The following is a 15,614-nucleotide window of genomic DNA, read 5'->3' on the forward strand; positions in this document are numbered from 1 at the left end:
GGATCGGCGGCAGCCTTCGGGGCGTCTTCGGGTGCGGCGTCCTCCGGTTCGGCGGCAGCCTTCGGGGCGTCTTCGGGTGCGGCGTCCGCGGGTTCGGCGGTCGCCTTGGGCTCGTCTTCGGGTGCGGCGTCTTCGGGCTCGGCCGCAGCCTTCGGCTCGTCCTCGGGTGCGGCGTCCTCCGGTTCGACCGCAGGCTTCGAGGCGGGCTCGGGCGGGGTGTTGTTGTCGGCGGCAGGGGTCGGCGCGGCGTCCTCGGGCTCCGACTCGTTCTCCGTGTCCGCCTCGGTCGTTGCCTCGGGCGTCGTGTCGGCCCTGTCGGCGTTCTCCGGTGGCTCGGGGGCCTCCTGGGGCTCCTCGGCCGCCTCGCGGCCCTCCGTGGCCGCCTCGGGCCGCTCAGGCTGTTCCTCCGCGTCCTTGCCGGAGTCCTCGGCCTCCTCCGCCGGCGGCCCCGTGCGGACCCACGCCGCCACCGCCTCGCGGAGCTTCGTGTCGTCGTCGCCGGCCGCCTTCACGTCCCGTACCGAGAAGATCCGGGTCGCGGTGTCCACGCCGCCGGCGGTCTCCCTCTCGTCCTCGGCGGCCACCGCCAGTCGCGGGTCGCGTGGTTCGGGAACCGTTCCCGCATTCCCCGACGTCGGTTCTGCCGACGACTCGCGCTGCTTCGACCTGTCGGGGGACTCGCCCGCCACCGATGCCTCCTCCACGCTTCGCACGTTGCCGTGCGCTGTCCGAACCATGTACCAGTGTCCTGTGTGCGGGCTTAGCCCCTGCGGTAGACGAGAACGACATACCTTCCGGTTCCCTTACAAACCGGTCACGCACCCTCGACAGACCAATGTGAGAGGGGTCACCCTGTCATTCATCCACGCGGGGAGGCATGGATGGGCAGGAGCCGCAGAACACTTCCGGAGGAGCTTCTGCTGCTGGCATTGGACCCGACCACGGGTACCACTGCACAGCCGCAGTCGCTCGACCTCGGTCTGGCCGGAGCACAGCTAGTGGAGCTGGCGCTGGCCGGACGGATAGCCCCAGACGGGGATCGTATCGCCGTGGTGCAGCCACGGCCGACTGGAGATCCGACTTTGGACTGCGCGTTGGAGTTGCTGCGAAGGCGTGGCGCTCCCGTGCGGGCTGTGAACTGGATCGGTGGGCCACGTCTGGGACTTCGCCAGACGTACCTCTCGCATCTGGAGCGATGCGGCATGGTGCATGCCGTGGCGGGCCAGATGTGCGGGGTGCTGCCGACGACCCGGTACCAGGCGACGGACAACGAGATCTGCCGGGACATCCGTGCCCGGCTGGACTCGGCGATCCGTACCGGCGTACCACCGGACCCGCGGACCGCGGCGCTCGCCGCCCTGGCCCACGCGGTCGGTCTCGGCAAGCACCTGTATCCGGGCAACGAGGGACGCTCCTCGCGTTCCCGGCTGCGGGACTTGATCCGGCACGACCCGATGGGCGGGCTCGTGGCCCACGCCGTCATGGACGTGCAGAACGGCGCCGGCGCCCAGCCACGCCGTAACCCGGCCGCACCGGCCGGGCGTCAGACCGCACCGGCCGCCAGGCCCGGTGTACCGGAACCCGCCCGCGGTGTTCCGATGCAGCCGCGCCGAGGCGCGGGTGCGATGGCACGAGCCGTGGTGCACTGAGCCGCAGTTCCACGGAGCAACAGCCGGCGACAGTCGGCAACACAGCACCCCTGAGACCCGGTTCGGGAGCCGCTGGTCCGAGCGGGGCGGCGAGGCGCACGCGGTACGCGCCCCGCCGCCCCGCTCGGTATTTTCCCGTCCCACCGGCCTCGTCCGGCGCCCGGAGAATCCGGAACGTGCCCGAACTGACGCGTACGCGCCGCATATCCACAGTTTCCCAGCGGTAGGAACCACCTTGGTGGCAGTCTGCTCAACAGCAGATACGCAAAGTGGTAGTTACAGGCAGGCAGCCGGAGGTGCACGTCCCGTGGCGTCCAATGTCAATCCCACCGTCAGGCGACGCCGGCTGGGCCAGGAGCTGCGCAGGCTCCGCGAGCTCAAGGGCATGACGGCGGAGGAGGTGGCGGAGCGGTTGCTCGTCTCCCAGTCGAAGATCAGCCGGCTGGAGAACGGGCGCCGGAGCATCAGCCAGCGCGATGTCCGCGACCTGTGCGGGGTCTACGAGGTCGAGGACCAGCGGGTCGTCGAGTCCCTGATGGAGATGGCCAGGGATTCGCGGCAGCAAGGATGGTGGCATGCGTTCGGGGACATCCCGTACAGCGTCTACATCGGCCTGGAGACCGACGCCGAGTCGCTGAGGGTGTACGAACCCCAGCTGGTCACGGGGCTGTTGCAGACCCGGGCATACGCCGAGGCGCTGGTGCAGGGCGCGTTGCCGGAGACCTCCGCCGCCGACATCGAGAAGCGGGTCCAGGTGCGGATGCGGCGACAGGAACGTATCACCGCCGAGCTCAACCCCCTTCGCCTCTGGGTGGTGCTCGACGAGGCCGCGCTGCGCCGGCTGGTCGGCAACAGGCTCGTGATGCGCGAGCAGCTGGAGTACCTGATCGAGATGTCCCAGCAGCCGCACATCACCGTCCAGGTGCTGCCCTTCGAGGTGGGCGCGCATCCCGGCCTCAACGGCCAGTACGCGATCCTGGAGTTCGCCGACGCGGCCGACTCCAGCGTCGTCTACCTGGAGGGCGTGACCAGCGACCTGTACCTGGAGAAGGCCCACGACGTGCAGAAGTACGCCGTGATGTACGAGCACCTGCGGGCCCAGTCGCTGAACGTCGAGCAGTCCCGGCAGTTCATCGCCGACGCGGCCAAGGAGTACGCCCGCTGAGCCGTCCCGGACGGCGAGCGCCGGATCGTACACCGGCGCAACGCTCCCATGGAAGTCTCCTCTGGAATATGCCATCCAGACGAGTGAACGAGTGCTCCAGGCGAGGGAGTTGGCTAGTAGCGTCGATCACGCCAACCGATCAGAAGGTTGGCGTGAATCGCACTACACCAAGCACCACAGCAACTCGCTACAGGAGTGGACATGGCACTGCTTCAGGGCACCACGGAGACGTGGACGAAGTCCTCCTATTCCGCAGGGAACGGGGCGTGCGTCGAGGTCAAGTCGCCGACGACCGCTGGACTCGACGTACGCGACTCCAAGGTCGAGGAGGGCCCGGTCCTCGCGTTCCCGACCGGCGCGTGGAACGCGTTCGTGGCTTCGGTCAAGGCGTAGGGGCTTCGCTGACCCATCGGCCACGCTCCCGACAACCACAACTGCACAAGCGTCACCTCAAGAGCCCTCTCGACTAGCTCGCCGTCCTTGCCGAGGGGGCTCGGCTTGTGCCCGTGCGATCGGTCAGCGGACCGGCCGCGGCGTCACCCGGCGGACGGGGAAGGCCACATCGCACACCGGGTCCTGAGGGCCCGCCGCGTCCCAGTCCGCGAAGTAGACCTCCCGGCACGGGCCGTCGTACTCCAGAGCGCCCTCCTGAGCGCCTTCCTGGGCGCCGTCCGGGCCGCCCTGCCGGGCCACCCACCCCTCCACCGCCTCGAAGGCCGCCAGGATCTGCGGATGCGCCACCTGCGCCTTGCCGATCCGCGTGTACGCCAGCGTGCGCGCCGGCTCGACGCGCACCTTCGTCTCCCAGGCCCGCCCGTGCCGCTCCGCCCAGGCCCGGGCCGCCGCCTCGTCCGCCACCGGGACACAGGCCTCGGCCGGCCCGTCGCTCTCCATGGACACCTCCGCGTAGTACACGACGAACGGCGCCCCGGCCACACCCCCGCATTCGCGGGCCGCCGCCTCCAGACGGCCCAGCGAGGCGCCGATCCAGGCGGGCAGCTCGTCCGCCAGGGTGTGCCGCGTCTCGGTGATCACCACCTGCGCCGGCACCTCCGCCGTCTCCACCGCGAACGTCTCGTACATCTCCGAACTCCTCCCGGACAGCCGTCCACGGAGATATGCGGCAAGGGTCCGCTGCCCGGCGATCCGCCGCTCGACATCCGCCCAGTAGGCGGCCAGCAGCCCGGCGGCCGCGCTGCCGGCGGCCGTGTCGCCGTCCGTCGCCTCGACCACCTCGGCGATCCGCGCCAGCGGCATGTCCAGCTGCCGCAGCAGCGCCACCAGACGGGCGCGCTCCACCTGTCCGGCCCGGTAGTACCGGTAACCGGTCGTCCCGTCGACGTACGCCGGGGCCAGCAGCCCCAGCCGGTCGTACAGGCGCAGCGCCTTCGCCGAGAGCCGGGACCGCGCCGCGAACGCGCCGATCGTGAGCAGCTTCTCGTCCACAGCGTCCTTCACGGCCACATCCTCCGTCACCGGGCACCCGTGGCCCGGCGCGGCCGACGCTCGGCCCTGCCCCAGGGGCAAGGTCAAGCGGCGGGCACGGAACGCCGACGGCGGTCACGGGAGACCGTCTCCCGTGACCGCCGTCGTGAGGCTCGGGGCGTCAGCCGATGGCCTTCTCCACCGCGGCCACGACCTCCGCCGACTCCGGCTCGGTCTGCGGCGCGAACCGGGCGACGACCTGGCCGTCCCGGCCGATCAGGAACTTCTCGAAGTTCCAGCGGATGTCACCGGTGTGCCCCTCGCCGTCGGCGAAGTCCACCAGCCGCTGGTAGAGCGGGTGCCGGTCGTCCCCGTTGACCTCGACCTTCTCGGTCAGCGGGAAGGTCACGCCGTACGTCGCCGAGCAGAACTCGGCGATCTCCTCGGCGCTGCCGGGCTCCTGCCCCATGAACTGGTTGCAGGGCACCCCGAGCACGGTGAAACCCTGCGCCGCGTACCGCTCCTGGAGCCGCTCCAGGCCGCCGTACTGCGGGGTCAGACCGCACTTGGAGGCCACGTTGACAATGAGCACGGCCTGGCCGGTGTAGCCCGGCAGCTCGGCGGAACCGCCCTGCAGCGCACCGATCTCGATGTCGAGCACGGACCCGTTGTTCTCGGTAGTCGTCATAAACGGATGCTAACTCCGCTAAGTGTCGGACCGGGTCCCGGCCTCCACCAGCACGTCTCCCGCCGCCGTCCGCGAGTACAGCACCGACCGCCCGGCCCGCCGCCGCTCCACCAGCCCGGCATCCAGCAGGACCCTCAGATGCCGCCCGACCGAGCCCAGCGCCTGCCCGGTCACCGCCGTCAGGTGGGTCGTGCTCAGCGGGGCGTCCAGCAGCACCAGCACGCCGGCGCGCGCGCCGCCCAGCAGCGCCGTGAGCGCCGCCGGCACCGCCTGCCCGGCGGGGTCGGAGAGCACGCCGGCGCACGGGTAGACCAGCGCGTAACGGTCCGGCTCCTCCCAGGAGACCCAGCCGTTCCTGGGCGTCACCGGGACGAGCAGAAGATCGGCACCGGAGATCTCGCGGGGCGGGTACTCGTGCAGATTGACCTGGAGCCGGTTGGCACCGAGCCAGCGGGTCCGCCCCGGCCGCACCGAGTCCAGCACCTCGGCCCAGCCGCCCCGGCTGACCTGCGTGGTCCGGGCGACCACATCCGCCTCCAGGATCCGCCGCCGACGCTCCCAGTACGGCCGTACGGCCGCCTCCCACACGTACGTCAGCAGCTCCGCCGCCCGCCCGGGCAGGTCGTCGCGCTCCAGGGCGGCGGGGAGCGGACCGGCGGCGGCGACCCGCAGGTGCGCGCGGGCCTCGTCGGGGCGGGCCGCCCGGATCCGTGCGATACCGGCCTCGGCGCTCTCCGCGTCCCGGGGAGTGGGGGTGAGGAAGTCGGCGGTCCAGACGCGGCCGAGGCCGGTACGGATCAGCAGCGCGGTGACGGGGTCCGCGGCGAGCCGCGCCCGATAGGCGGGCAGATGCGCGTCCAGCCAGCGCCGCTCGCCGGGGTGGGCGGCGGTGCCGTCGTGCAGCAGCCTGAGGCTCGCGAAGGTCTCGGCGAGGGGGGAGAGCAGAAAGCGGCTACGGGCAAGCGTGTCCGCGTTGAGCTGCCACCAACCCAAGGGGGTCTCCCTGTTGTTAGAGCCTCTCGCACCGGTGACAGGCTCACTGCCCGTTAGAGCCTCTCGCACTGGTGACAGGCTCACTGCCCGTTAGAGCCTCTCGCACTGGTGACAGGCTCACCGCCCGTTAGGGCTTCTCGCACTCGCGAGAGGCCCTCCATTCGTTAGAACCTTTCGCGTCCCCGCGAAACAATAACGTCCGCTACAAGCACCCCCGAGACTCCCGACCATGCCCACCACCTACCGGTCTCTCTTCCGCACGCCCGAGTTCACCCCCCTCTTTTTCGGCTCCGCCGCCCAGAACGCCGGCAGTACCGTCGGCGGGCTCGCCCTCGGCACGCTCGTCTACCGCAGCACCGGCTCCCCCCTCCTGTCCGCGCTCAGCATGTTCGGCCCCTCGCTCGCCCAGGTGCTCGGCGCGACCTTCCTGCTCTCCGGCGCCGACCGGCTGCCCCCGCGCACCACCCTCGCCGTGATCTCGGCCACCTTCGCCGTCGGCACCGCGGGCATGGCGCTGCCCGGCCTCCCGCCCGGCGTGCTGCTCGCCGCCGTCCTGTTGCTCGGCCTCGTCGCCTCGCTCGGCGGCGGGGTCCGCTGGGGGCTGCTGAACGAGATCCTCGCCAAGGACGGCTATCTTCCCGGGCGTTCGCTGTTCAACATGATGAGCGGGCTGGTGCAGGTCGCCGGTTACGCCGCCGGCGGCGCCCTGCTCGCCGCCGTCTCCCCACGCACCTGCTTGCTGCTCGCGGCGGCCCTCTACCTGACGTCCGCCGTCGTGGTCCGCCTCGGCCTGACCGACCGCCCGCCCCGTGCCGCCGGCCGGCCCTCGGTCGCGGAGACCCGCCGCACCAACGCCCTGCTGTGGTCGTCCCGCCCGCGCCGCCTCACCTATCTCGGCCTGTGGCTGCCCAACGGTCTGGTCGTCGGCTGCGAGTCGCTGTACGTGTCGTACGCCCCGTCCGCCCCAGAAGCGGCCGGCACCCTCTTCGCCTGTGCCGCCCTCGGCATGCTGGCCGGTGACGTGACCGTCGGCCGGCTGCTCCCGCCCGCCGTCCGCACCCGCGCGGCCACCCCCCTGCTCCTGCTCCTGGCCACGCCCTACCTGCTCTTCTTCCTCCACCCGCCGCTGGCACTCGCCGCGGTCTGCGTCACCGTCGCCTCCGTCGGCTTCGGCGCGAGCCTGGTCCAGCAGGAGCGGCTGATGAGCCTGACCCCCGACGAACTCAGCGGCCACGCCCTGGGGTTGCACTCGGCGGGGATGCTGACCATGCAGGGCGTGGGTGCGGCACTGGCGGGCGCGGTGGCCCAACTCACCTCGCCCGCCAGTGCGATGACGCTGATGGCGCTCGCGTCACTCGCCGTGACGCTGACGCTGGCTACTGCCGGTCGGCAGGAGCGGAGGATCCCGGCGACGGTTCCCGCGGATCCCGCGGGGCGGTGACCTCGGCCGCCGGCCCGAACCGGTCCGCGACGGCGGCGATCTGCTCGATCCCGGCCTTCAGCGCGGCCTGCCCCTCCGGTGCCTCCAGCTCCCGCTCGTTCTTCTCGACCTCCTGGTCGAGCTTCTTGGTGGCGCGCTCGAAGTAGCGCAGCAGCTCGACCGGGAAGGGCATCACCAGGGTGGAGTTCTTCTCGGCGGCCACCTCGACGACGGTCTGCAGGAGCCGCAGCTGCATCGCCTCGGGCGAGTCGGACATGATCCGGGAGGCGTTGGCGAGCTGCTGCGCGGCCTGGAACTCACCGTCCGCGGTGATGACGCGGGCCCGCCGCTCCCGTTCCGCCTCCGCCTGCCGGGACATGGACCGCTTCAGCGACTCCGGCAGCTGTACGTCCTTGATCTCGACGCGGTCGATGTGGATGCCCCACTCCGCGGCCGGGCTGTCGATCATCAGGGCGAGCCCTTCGTGCAGCCGCTCCCGGTCGGTGAGCAGGTCGTCGAGATCGCTCTTGCCGATGATGGACCGCAGCGACGACTGGGCGACCTGCCCGACGGCGAAGATGTAGTCCTGCACCTCGATGGAGGCACGGATCGGGTCGGTGACCCGGAAGTAGACGACGGCGTCGACCTTCACGGACACGTTGTCCTTGGTGATGCCCTCCTGTGTGGGCACCGGCATGGTGACCACCTGCACGTTCACCTTGCGCATCCGGTCGGCGAAGGGGATGAGGAAGGTGATCCCCGGGTGCCGGTAGGTCGGCAGCGCCTTGCCCCACCGGAACACGATCCCGCGCTCGACCTGGTTGACCACCCGCATCCCGCTGCGCAGCACGAGCAGGACCAACACGACGACCAGTACGACCCCTACGACGGCGCCGTCCATCGGCACTCACTCCATTCTCCGACGAGATCCGGACAGTGATCCGGCAAGAATGAGGACACCGGCCGGACCCCATGGGATGCGGGGGCGGGCGTCAGGAGTGCGTAAAGAAAACGAGCGGGATCGTGCCGGGCCTAGAGTGACGCCGGACGGTTCCGGTGGGGGAGACCGTCCGGACGGCCCGGCGACGGGCCGGCGAGGGGGGCGGACGGGTCGTGGCGGCGCAGACGGGAATCCGGACGGGAAGCCGGCCGGACGGACGAGGGGCACGGTTCACCGGCGTTCTGCTGCTGGCCGGTTCGGTGATCGCGGCAGTCGTCTGCACCTACGTGGCCACGGTGATGCTGCCGGCCACCCTGGACCAGTACAGGGCGTACAAGGCGGCCGAGGCCTGCACCGGCACCCGGCCGGACCGGGGCTCGCAGAACTGCGTCCGTACCGTCGCCTTCACCGTGAAGCACACGGTGGTCCACGACGGAGGGCGGGGCGCCCAGTACCGCGCGACCCTGTCGAGCCCGTCCGGCGGAAGCAGCGTGGTCGCGTTCGGCGACCCGGGGCCGGTGCTGAGCGAGCTCCGGCCCGGGGACCGGGTCAGCGGCACGGTGTGGCGCGGTCACGTGATGCGGATCGCCCGGGACGGCGAGGAGCAGGCCACCGCCGACGAACCCCGTGACGAACCCCAGATGTACGCCGGCCTCGCCGTGACCGCGGGGCTGCTGGCCGCGCTGAGCCTGTGGTTCGGGGCGGTACGACTCGTCCGGCCGCGGAACCCGGAGCCGTACACCTGGCGGCTCCTGGGCCGATGGCTGCTCGCGACCGTCCTGGTCGCCGGGCTCGTCTGGGGCTACGCCGCCCTCTGGTTCCACATCCCCTGGCAGGCGGTGCCCCCCCGTCGCCGTGGCCCTCACGGCCGTCGCCGCCCGGGGCCTCGTCACCGCCCGCCGGGCGGAACCGTGACCGGAGCGGCCGCCGCCGAACCCGGCGGCGGCCCTGGCGGCGGCCCTGGCGTACCTAGTCGACGTCCACCGGACCGTCGTCCGACTTCCTCGCCTTGCTGGAAGGCAGCTGGAGCAGGCTGCTGCTGCCGTTGCCCTCGCTCTTGTCGGGGCGGTGGCCGTCGGACTCCTGTCCGCCCAGGTTCTGCCGGACCGAGTCGAGGATCGTCAGGCCCTGGGACACCAGGCCGGCGGCGATCTCGCCGAGGCCGTCCGCGCCGTTGAGGACGTTCACGTTGGCGCCGGCGAGGCCGCCTGCGGCCTCCTTGACGATCTGCGGAAGCTGGTCGATCAGCATCCGGTCGAGCGCGACGCGGTCGTACGACGCCGCGGCCTCCGCCTGGATCTTCATCCGCTGCGCCTCGGCGGCCGCGAGGATCCTGACCCGCTCGGCCTCGGCCTCGGCGGGCCGCACGACCTCGGACACCAGCTGCTGCTGGCGCAGCTTGGCCTGGCGCTGGGCCAGCTCCGTCTGGGCGGCGAGCACCTCCTGCTGGGCGTGTGCCTGGGCCAGCGGCCCGGCCTGCGCGGCCTGCGCCTGGGCGCGGTCCACCTCGGCCGAGTACTCGGCCTTGACGATCGCGGTCTGCCGGGCGTACTCGGCCTGGTTGCGGGCCGCCACCTGCTCCGCCTCGACCGAGGCCTGGGTGGCCTGCGCCTGGGCGATCTGCGCCTGCCGCTGGATGGCCGCCTTGTGCGGCGCGGACATGGCGTCGATGTAGCCGACGTCGCCGTCGTCGATCGACTGGATCTGCAGCGAGTCGACGATCAGGCCGATCTTCGCCATCTCCGTCTTGGAGGTGTCCAGGACCTCCGCGGCGAGCTTCTGCCGCTCGGTGACGATCTCCTCGACCGTCATCGAGCCGATGATGGCCCGCAGGTGCCCGGCGAAGATCCGGCCGGTGAGCACCGACATCTGCTCCTGGTCGGAGAGAAAACGCTGGCCCGCGTTGATGATGCTCTCCTGGTCGTTGCCGACCTTGAAGGCGATGACCGCGCGGACGTGCAACGCGATGCCCTGTCGGGTCACGCAGGTCTCGGTGACCTCGGACTCACACATGGACAGGGTGAGGAATCGGACCTTCCGGAAGACCGGCAGCACGAACTTGCCGTGCCCCGTCACCACTCGGAACGGCGCGCCCCCCAGTCCCCGCCTGCCTCCCGAGATCAACATCGCCTCGTCGGGAGCGGGGACGCGGTATCCGAACATGCTTGTACTCCTCAGCCGGCCTCGGCTCTGTCGCCGAGCGCGTCCAATGGATCCACCCACTCGATGACGCAGACCTGGCGGCATCCACGTGATTCGATCACGAGCACCGTGGCGCCCACCGGCAGGGGATCCTCCGACCAGGCGAGGAAGGTCTCGGAGCCGCCCCGGACCCGTACCAGGACTTCGCCGGGGCCGTCGGAACCACGGGTTCCGATGAGTACCTGCCCCGTGCAGCCGATCACGGCATCGTCCTGCGGCATCACCGGCCGCCTTCCTCGTCCTGGCCCATGATTCCGACGATAGACCCACTCGGCCCGGGACCCAACGGCCAGGTAACTTCGGTCTCCCCACCGGAACGCCCGCGCTCCCTACCGGAACGCCCGCGCCCCGGCGCAACGCCCGCGCCCCGGCCCACCGAGCCGGGCCGGGCCGCGCCCTACCCGTCGTCCCCGCCCCGGCCGTCCTCGAAGACGAAGAGCGGTTTGGCGCCGTGCGCGGGTGCTTCGGCGAACGCGATGGCTTCGGTGAAACGGTCGAGCGGGAAGGGCCGGCCCTCGGGGATGCTCAGCACCTCGTCGGCGACGAGACCGCGCACCTCGGACAGCGCGCGCAGCGCATCCGCGGGTGAGGTGGTGCCGAACCAGCGGTTGAGCCAGAAGCCACGGACCGTCTTGGTCTCGTAGATGACCGAGCGTGCCTGCAACGGGATCGTCAGCGCTGCCGGGTCGGTCTGCCGATGCGTGGAGAGCGCGCCGTAGACCACGACCTCGCCTCCCGGAGCCAGTGCCCGGGACACCTGGGCACCCACGTCGCCCGCGACACAGTCGGCGGCCTTGCGCACACCGTCCGGTCCGGCGATCTCGGCCACCCGCTGCACCAGGTCCTCGTCCTCGGTGCAGACGACCTCGTCACCACCGAGCGCCTTGATCTCCTCGACGGCCGCGCGCCGCCGTACGACATTGATCGTGCGCATACCCAGATGCCTGGCCAGCTGAATGACGAGCCGGCCGACGGTGGAGCCCGCGGCGGTCTGCAGCAGCCATTCACCCGGCTGTACGTCGAGTTCGCGCGTCACCAGGAGCAGCGCGGTCAACGGGTTGACGGCGAGTTGGCAGGCGCTGGAGTCGCTCAGCCGGTCGGGTACCGGCAGGAGCCTGTGGGCATCGGCAACGAGGTATTCCTGCCAGGTACCGGCCACCTGCGGCCCGGGTACGGCCGGGACCGCCACGGCCACCACGCGCTCGCCGGTCTCCAGCCCCTCGGTGTCCGGACCCAGGGCCTCGATACGGCCCACGCACTCCATGTGCCCGCCGACCGTGGGAAACCCGGGGGAGAAGCCGTAGCGGCCGCGCAGCACATGCAGATCGCTGGCGTGGATCGGAGTCGCCTTCACACGGATCAACGCCTGACCGGTCCCCGGCGTGGGAACAGGCCGGGATTCCAGCCGCAGGACGTCGGCCGGCTCGCCGACCGTTCCCGCTACGAGCGCGCGCATGGATCGTGGCATGAGTGACCTCGTCTCTCAGTGCCCGGCGGACCCGGCGGGCGTCCCGGACGGGTACGACGCCGATGCCGGCACCCTCGCCAGGAACCTCCGACATCACGCTAAGCGCCACGGACAGCCCCTGCAATCCAGCCTCAGGCGGCTCCACCCGGCCACCGGCCGGCGGCCGGAGGGGTCCCGACCGGTCGCAGGGTCCGGTCGAGGCCGGAGTGCAGGGTGGTCAGCGCGTCCAGGATGTAGTTCTGGCGCACCTTCCACGGGGCCCGGTCACCCTGCTGCGGGAAGGCGGTGACGGAACGCTTCACATAGCCGGAGGCAAGATCGATCAGGGGGCGCGTCCCCAGGCGTCCGGCGGGTTCGGGTACGACGGCCGCGTACCCCCGGCGCCGCATGTGGTTGAGGACCTTGCACACCAGGCGCGAGCTGAGGTCCGCCCGCAGGGTCCAGGACGCGTTCGTGTAGCCGATGCAGAAGGCGAGGTTGGGCGCGCCCGTCAGCATCGCGCCGCGCCAGACGAACTGCCCCGACAGGTCCAGGAACCGGCCGTCGACGGTGAAGGCGACGCCGCCCAGCGGCAGCAGCCGCAGACCGGTCGCCGTGACGACGAGGTCGGCCGGCAGGGTCCGCCCGGACTTCAGGCGGATGCCCTCGGGGACGAACGTCTCGATGTGGTCCGTGACGACGTCCACCGCGCCCGTGCGCAGCGCCTTGAACAGGTCGGCCTCGGGCACCGCGCACAGCCGCTGGTCCCAGGGGGCGTAGGGAGGGGTGAAGTTCTCCTCCACGGCCCTCGGGTCGCCGACCGCGCGCAGGGTGGCCCGGGTCAGCAGCCTGCGGGCCGACTCGGGGCGGCGCCGGCAGTACTGGTAGAAGGCGGTGCCGTACAGGATGTTCCTGGCCCGGACGGCGCGGTGGGCCACCCGGCCCGGCAGCAGCGCGTGCAGCGCTTCGGCGGTCCGGTCCTGCTGGGGGCGCGAGACGATCCAGGTCGGCGTCCGCTGAAGCATCGTCACATGTGCGGCGTCCCGGGCCATCGACGGTACGACGGTGACCGCGGTGGCGCCGCTCCCGATGACGACGACCCGCTTGCCCCGGTAGTCCAGGTCCGCGGGCCAGAACTGCGGGTGGACCACGGGGCCGGTGAAGGACGCACGGCCGGGGAAGTCGGGGTCGTGCCCGCGGTCGTAGTCGTAGTAACCGGTGCACGAGTACAGGAAGTTGCAGGTCAGGGTCTGGGTGCGGGTGGTGCCGTCGGCGTCGGTCCGCCGCACGGTCAGGCTCCAGCGCGCCTGGGGCGTGGACCAGTCGGCGCGCAGCAGCCGGGTGCGGAAGCGGACGTGCCGGTCGACGCCCGACTCGGCGGCGGTGTCCCGGACGTAGTCCAGCACCGCCCCGCCGTCGGCCAGCGACTGCTTTCCCCGCCAGGGGCGGAAGGGGTAGCCGAGCGTGAACATGTCGGAGTCGGAGCGCACCCCGGGGTAGCGGAACAGGTCCCAGGTCCCGCCGATCGCGTCCCGCGCCTCCAGGATCGCGTACGAGCGCTCGGGGCACTCGGACCGGAGACGGTACCCGGCACCGATGCCGGACAGTCCGGCGCCCACGATCACCACGTCGAGGTGCTCGGGCGCCGCTTCTCGGGAAGCGCTGGGGGTACGGGTCATGCCTCCAGTCTGGGCGGCGGACCGTCCGATTCCCTGACTTCACACGGCAGGTGTTCGGCTCTGGGCGCCGTAACGGCGGTGCGGGTCAGTCCCGGCCGCCGTACCCGTGCTCGTGCGCCCAGGCGACCGCCTCCGCGCGGGTGCTCACCCCGAGCTTCGCGAACAGGTGGTTGACGTGTGTCTTCACCGTGGACTCGCCCACGATCAGCCGGCGCGCGATGGCCGCGTTCGCGAAGCCCTTCGCCATCAGCCCCAGCACGTCCACTTCGCGCGGTGTCAGCGCCGGCTCTCCGGGCGCCGGCTCCGGACGGGGCGGCTGCGGGCCGCGGGCGGAGCCGCGTACCGCCGCGGCCAGCAGCAGTCGCTGCACCTCCGGGCCGAGCGTGGTGTGCCGGGCCACGGCCGCCTCGATGGCGCGCACGATCTCGGTCTTGTTCGCGTCCTTCGTCAGGAAGGCCCGCGCCCCGGCCTGCAACGCGTCCAGGACCTGCCGGTCGTCGGCCGTCGTGGTCAGCACCACCACGGCGACGTCGGGGTGTTCGGCGGTGATGCGGGCCGTCGCCGTCACCCCGTCCATGCGGGGCATGCTCAGGTCCATGAGTACGGCGTCGGGCGCCAGCTCGGCCACCAGGGCGACCGCCTCCGCGCCGTCGGCGGCGCCGCCCACGACCTCCATACCGGGCATGAGACCCAGCAGGGTCATCAGGCCCTCGCGGATGACGGCCTGATCGTCGGCCACCACGACGCGCGTACTCACCCGGCCACCTCCGCGTGCACCCGCCAGCCCCCGTCCACCGGACCGGCCGTCAGATCCCCGCCGATCAGCAGCAGCCGCTCCCGCATCCCGGCCAGGCCGTATCCGCCGCTGACACCGGGAACCGCGGCGAACGGTCCGTCCGGGCCGCCGGTCCCGGACGTGACGACCAGGCCGACGGTGTCCGCATCGTAGCGAAGGGCCATCGCCACCGGCCGCCCGTGCGCGTGCTTGGCGGCGTTGGCCAGGGCCTCCTGCGCGACCCGCAGGAGCGCGAGGGTCACCTCGGCGGTCAGCGTCCGCGGGGTTCCCCGTACGTGGAGGGTGGCGGTGTCCTGGTCCGCCACCAGCGTCCTGAGCGCGTCGGGGAGCGGCGGGGTGTCCGCGCGCAGGGCCTCGATCGCCCTGCGGGTCTCGGTCAGGCCGTCGACCGCCAGCCGCCGGGCCTTGCGCACCCGCTCGACGGCCTGTTCCGTCCGCGGGGGCTCCGCGGTCAGCAGGGAGTCGGTCACGTCGAGCTGGACGGCGAGCGCGCCCAGCGAGTGGGCCAGTACGTCATGGATCTCCCGGGCGATACGGGTGCGCTCGCCCAGTTCCGCGGCCCGCTCGCGCTCCTGCTGCATCCGCTGGTTCTGCGCCAGCAGCTCCTCGGCCTGTGCCTGCTGGATCCGCAGGCTACGACGGGTCGTGGCGGCGAGATGGCCCGCCACGAGCATGGCGGTCCACCCCACGATCGCCCAGGTCCCCACGGCCGGCGCGGTCACCGTGTCCCCGACGGCGATGGCCAGCGCACCGGCCGCCAGCACCCCGGCACTCTCCAGCGGGGGCAGCTCGGCCGCCGCCGACATCACCGCCATGATCACGATGACACCGGCGATGACCGCCTCGGGCTCCAGCGTGATCAGCAGGCCGCCGCTGACCACGGCCCCGGCCAGGTCCACGATCACCAGGACCTTCGGCAGCGGGACCCGCGACAGGCCCGCCCGCGTGCTGAGCACGCACCAGCACGCCCAGCACAGGCCCATGACCGTGGCCAGGGCGATGTCGGCGGCCGACCAGGTGGCGTCCCGGTACACCGCCAGCCCCGCGGCCACCAGGGCGAGCCCCAGCGGCCGGGCGACCAGGATCGGCCACGTTCCGGGGCGCGGCCGCGGCCAACGCCGTCCGGCGCCTCGGAGGTCTTCGGTCGTCATGCCCCAAGCCTGGCACCCGGCCCCGTCACCAGGGCCCTTGCGCTGTCCACCCCAGGGTG

15 protein-coding genes and 1 pseudogene are annotated in these 15,614 nt (G+C 71.9%); 4 read left to right on the forward strand and 12 right to left on the reverse strand.

Annotated features, from left to right (window positions below):
* Positions 1 to 704: pseudogene (locus ACFWXC_RS43775) on the reverse strand (D-alanyl-D-alanine carboxypeptidase); the annotation flags it as partial.
* Between the two features lie 177 nt (positions 705 to 881).
* Here ACFWXC_RS43775 and ACFWXC_RS43780 point away from each other — a divergent pair.
* The 3 genes from ACFWXC_RS43780 (at position 882) to ACFWXC_RS43790 (ending at position 3,207) form a co-directional block, all read left to right on the forward strand.
* Entirely contained in the window at positions 882 to 1,649 is a 768-nt protein-coding gene (locus ACFWXC_RS43780; RefSeq protein ID WP_384488214.1) for a GPP34 family phosphoprotein, read from the forward strand.
* A 307-nt stretch (positions 1,650 to 1,956) separates the two neighbouring features.
* Positions 1,957 to 2,814, forward strand: a complete 858-nt coding sequence (locus tag ACFWXC_RS43785; RefSeq protein WP_362722648.1) for a helix-turn-helix transcriptional regulator — start codon at positions 1,957 to 1,959, stop codon at positions 2,812 to 2,814.
* 201 nt (positions 2,815 to 3,015) lie between these two features.
* On the forward strand, positions 3,016 to 3,207 hold the full coding sequence (locus tag ACFWXC_RS43790; RefSeq protein ID WP_384488216.1) for a DUF397 domain-containing protein: 192 nt from the start codon (positions 3,016 to 3,018) through the stop codon (positions 3,205 to 3,207).
* Between the two features lie 123 nt (positions 3,208 to 3,330).
* On the opposite strand, the gene ACFWXC_RS43795 is transcribed toward ACFWXC_RS43790, so the two are convergent.
* The 3 genes from ACFWXC_RS43795 to ACFWXC_RS43805 form a co-directional block, all read right to left on the reverse strand.
* Positions 3,331 to 4,290, reverse strand: a complete 960-nt coding sequence (locus tag ACFWXC_RS43795) for a MerR family transcriptional regulator (protein WP_384488218.1) — start codon at positions 4,288 to 4,290, stop codon at positions 3,331 to 3,333.
* A gap of 130 nt (positions 4,291 to 4,420) precedes the next feature.
* Positions 4,421 to 4,927, reverse strand: a complete 507-nt coding sequence (locus tag ACFWXC_RS43800; RefSeq protein WP_384488220.1) for a glutathione peroxidase — start codon at positions 4,925 to 4,927, stop codon at positions 4,421 to 4,423.
* Positions 4,928 to 4,945: 18 nt separating this feature from the next.
* On the reverse strand, positions 4,946 to 5,920 hold the full coding sequence (locus tag ACFWXC_RS43805; RefSeq protein ID WP_384488222.1) for an ArsR/SmtB family transcription factor: 975 nt from the start codon (positions 5,918 to 5,920) through the stop codon (positions 4,946 to 4,948).
* A 229-nt stretch (positions 5,921 to 6,149) separates the two neighbouring features.
* On the opposite strand from ACFWXC_RS43805, the gene ACFWXC_RS43810 reads away from it, so the two are divergent.
* Positions 6,150 to 7,361 (forward strand): MFS transporter, encoded by a 1,212-nt coding sequence (locus tag ACFWXC_RS43810; protein ID WP_384488224.1) that lies wholly within the window; start codon positions 6,150 to 6,152, stop codon positions 7,359 to 7,361.
* On the opposite strand, the gene ACFWXC_RS43815 is transcribed toward ACFWXC_RS43810, so the two are convergent.
* The 8 genes from ACFWXC_RS43815 to ACFWXC_RS43850 all read right to left on the reverse strand — a co-directional run bounded on the left by ACFWXC_RS43815 (position 7,297) and on the right by ACFWXC_RS43850 (position 15,555).
* Positions 7,297 to 8,241, reverse strand: coding sequence for a slipin family protein (locus ACFWXC_RS43815; protein ID WP_384488337.1), 945 nt, complete (start codon positions 8,239 to 8,241; stop codon positions 7,297 to 7,299). The genes ACFWXC_RS43810 and ACFWXC_RS43815 overlap by 65 nt on opposite strands.
* Positions 8,242 to 8,563: 322 nt before the next feature.
* A complete protein-coding gene (locus ACFWXC_RS43820; protein ID WP_384488226.1) occupies positions 8,564 to 8,839 on the reverse strand; it encodes a hypothetical protein in 276 nt (91 codons plus the stop codon).
* Between the two features lie 410 nt (positions 8,840 to 9,249).
* Entirely contained in the window at positions 9,250 to 10,443 is a 1,194-nt protein-coding gene (locus tag ACFWXC_RS43825) for an SPFH domain-containing protein (RefSeq protein WP_384488228.1), read from the reverse strand.
* 11 nt (positions 10,444 to 10,454) lie between these two features.
* Entirely contained in the window at positions 10,455 to 10,703 is a 249-nt protein-coding gene (locus ACFWXC_RS43830) for a hypothetical protein (RefSeq protein ID WP_384488230.1), read from the reverse strand.
* Positions 10,704 to 10,879: 176 nt separating this feature from the next.
* On the reverse strand, positions 10,880 to 11,938 hold the full coding sequence (locus ACFWXC_RS43835) for a zinc-dependent alcohol dehydrogenase family protein (RefSeq protein ID WP_384488232.1): 1,059 nt from the start codon (positions 11,936 to 11,938) through the stop codon (positions 10,880 to 10,882).
* 143 nt (positions 11,939 to 12,081) lie between these two features.
* Entirely contained in the window at positions 12,082 to 13,608 is a 1,527-nt protein-coding gene (locus ACFWXC_RS43840; RefSeq protein WP_384488234.1) for a flavin-containing monooxygenase, read from the reverse strand.
* Between the two features lie 85 nt (positions 13,609 to 13,693).
* The gene (locus tag ACFWXC_RS43845) at positions 13,694 to 14,365 is read right to left on the reverse strand and encodes a response regulator (protein ID WP_384488236.1); all 672 of its coding nucleotides are present in this window, start codon (positions 14,363 to 14,365) and stop codon (positions 13,694 to 13,696) included.
* Entirely contained in the window at positions 14,362 to 15,555 is a 1,194-nt protein-coding gene (locus ACFWXC_RS43850) for a sensor histidine kinase (RefSeq protein WP_384488238.1), read from the reverse strand. Before ACFWXC_RS43850 ends, ACFWXC_RS43845 begins: the two co-directional genes overlap by 4 nt.
* Positions 15,556 to 15,614 lie beyond the last annotated feature (59 nt).

Origin of the sequence: Streptomyces sp. NPDC058683 (assembly GCF_042716195.1) — a bacterium.
Classification (GTDB): domain Bacteria; phylum Actinomycetota; class Actinomycetes; order Streptomycetales; family Streptomycetaceae; genus Streptomyces.

Bases quoted from the DNA above. Each gene is read 5' to 3' on its own strand.
- ACFWXC_RS43800 (WP_384488220.1), bottom strand. From the start codon at position 4,927: ATGACGACTACCGAGAACAACGGGTCCGTGCTCGACATCGAGATCGGT.
- ACFWXC_RS43790 (WP_384488216.1), top strand. From the start codon at position 3,016: ATGGCACTGCTTCAGGGCACCACGGAGACGTGGACGAAGTCCTCCTAT.
- ACFWXC_RS43830 (WP_384488230.1), bottom strand. From the start codon at position 10,703: ATGCCGCAGGACGATGCCGTGATCGGCTGCACGGGGCAGGTACTCATC.
- ACFWXC_RS43815 (WP_384488337.1), bottom strand. From the start codon at position 8,241: ATGGACGGCGCCGTCGTAGGGGTCGTACTGGTCGTCGTGTTGGTCCTG.
- ACFWXC_RS43780 (WP_384488214.1), top strand. From the start codon at position 882: ATGGGCAGGAGCCGCAGAACACTTCCGGAGGAGCTTCTGCTGCTGGCA.
- ACFWXC_RS43810 (WP_384488224.1), top strand. From the start codon at position 6,150: ATGCCCACCACCTACCGGTCTCTCTTCCGCACGCCCGAGTTCACCCCC.
- ACFWXC_RS43835 (WP_384488232.1), bottom strand. From the start codon at position 11,938: ATGCGCGCGCTCGTAGCGGGAACGGTCGGCGAGCCGGCCGACGTCCTG.
- ACFWXC_RS43850 (WP_384488238.1), bottom strand. From the start codon at position 15,555: ATGACGACCGAAGACCTCCGAGGCGCCGGACGGCGTTGGCCGCGGCCG.
- ACFWXC_RS43840 (WP_384488234.1), bottom strand. From the start codon at position 13,608: ATGACCCGTACCCCCAGCGCTTCCCGAGAAGCGGCGCCCGAGCACCTC.
- ACFWXC_RS43825 (WP_384488228.1), bottom strand. From the start codon at position 10,443: ATGTTCGGATACCGCGTCCCCGCTCCCGACGAGGCGATGTTGATCTCG.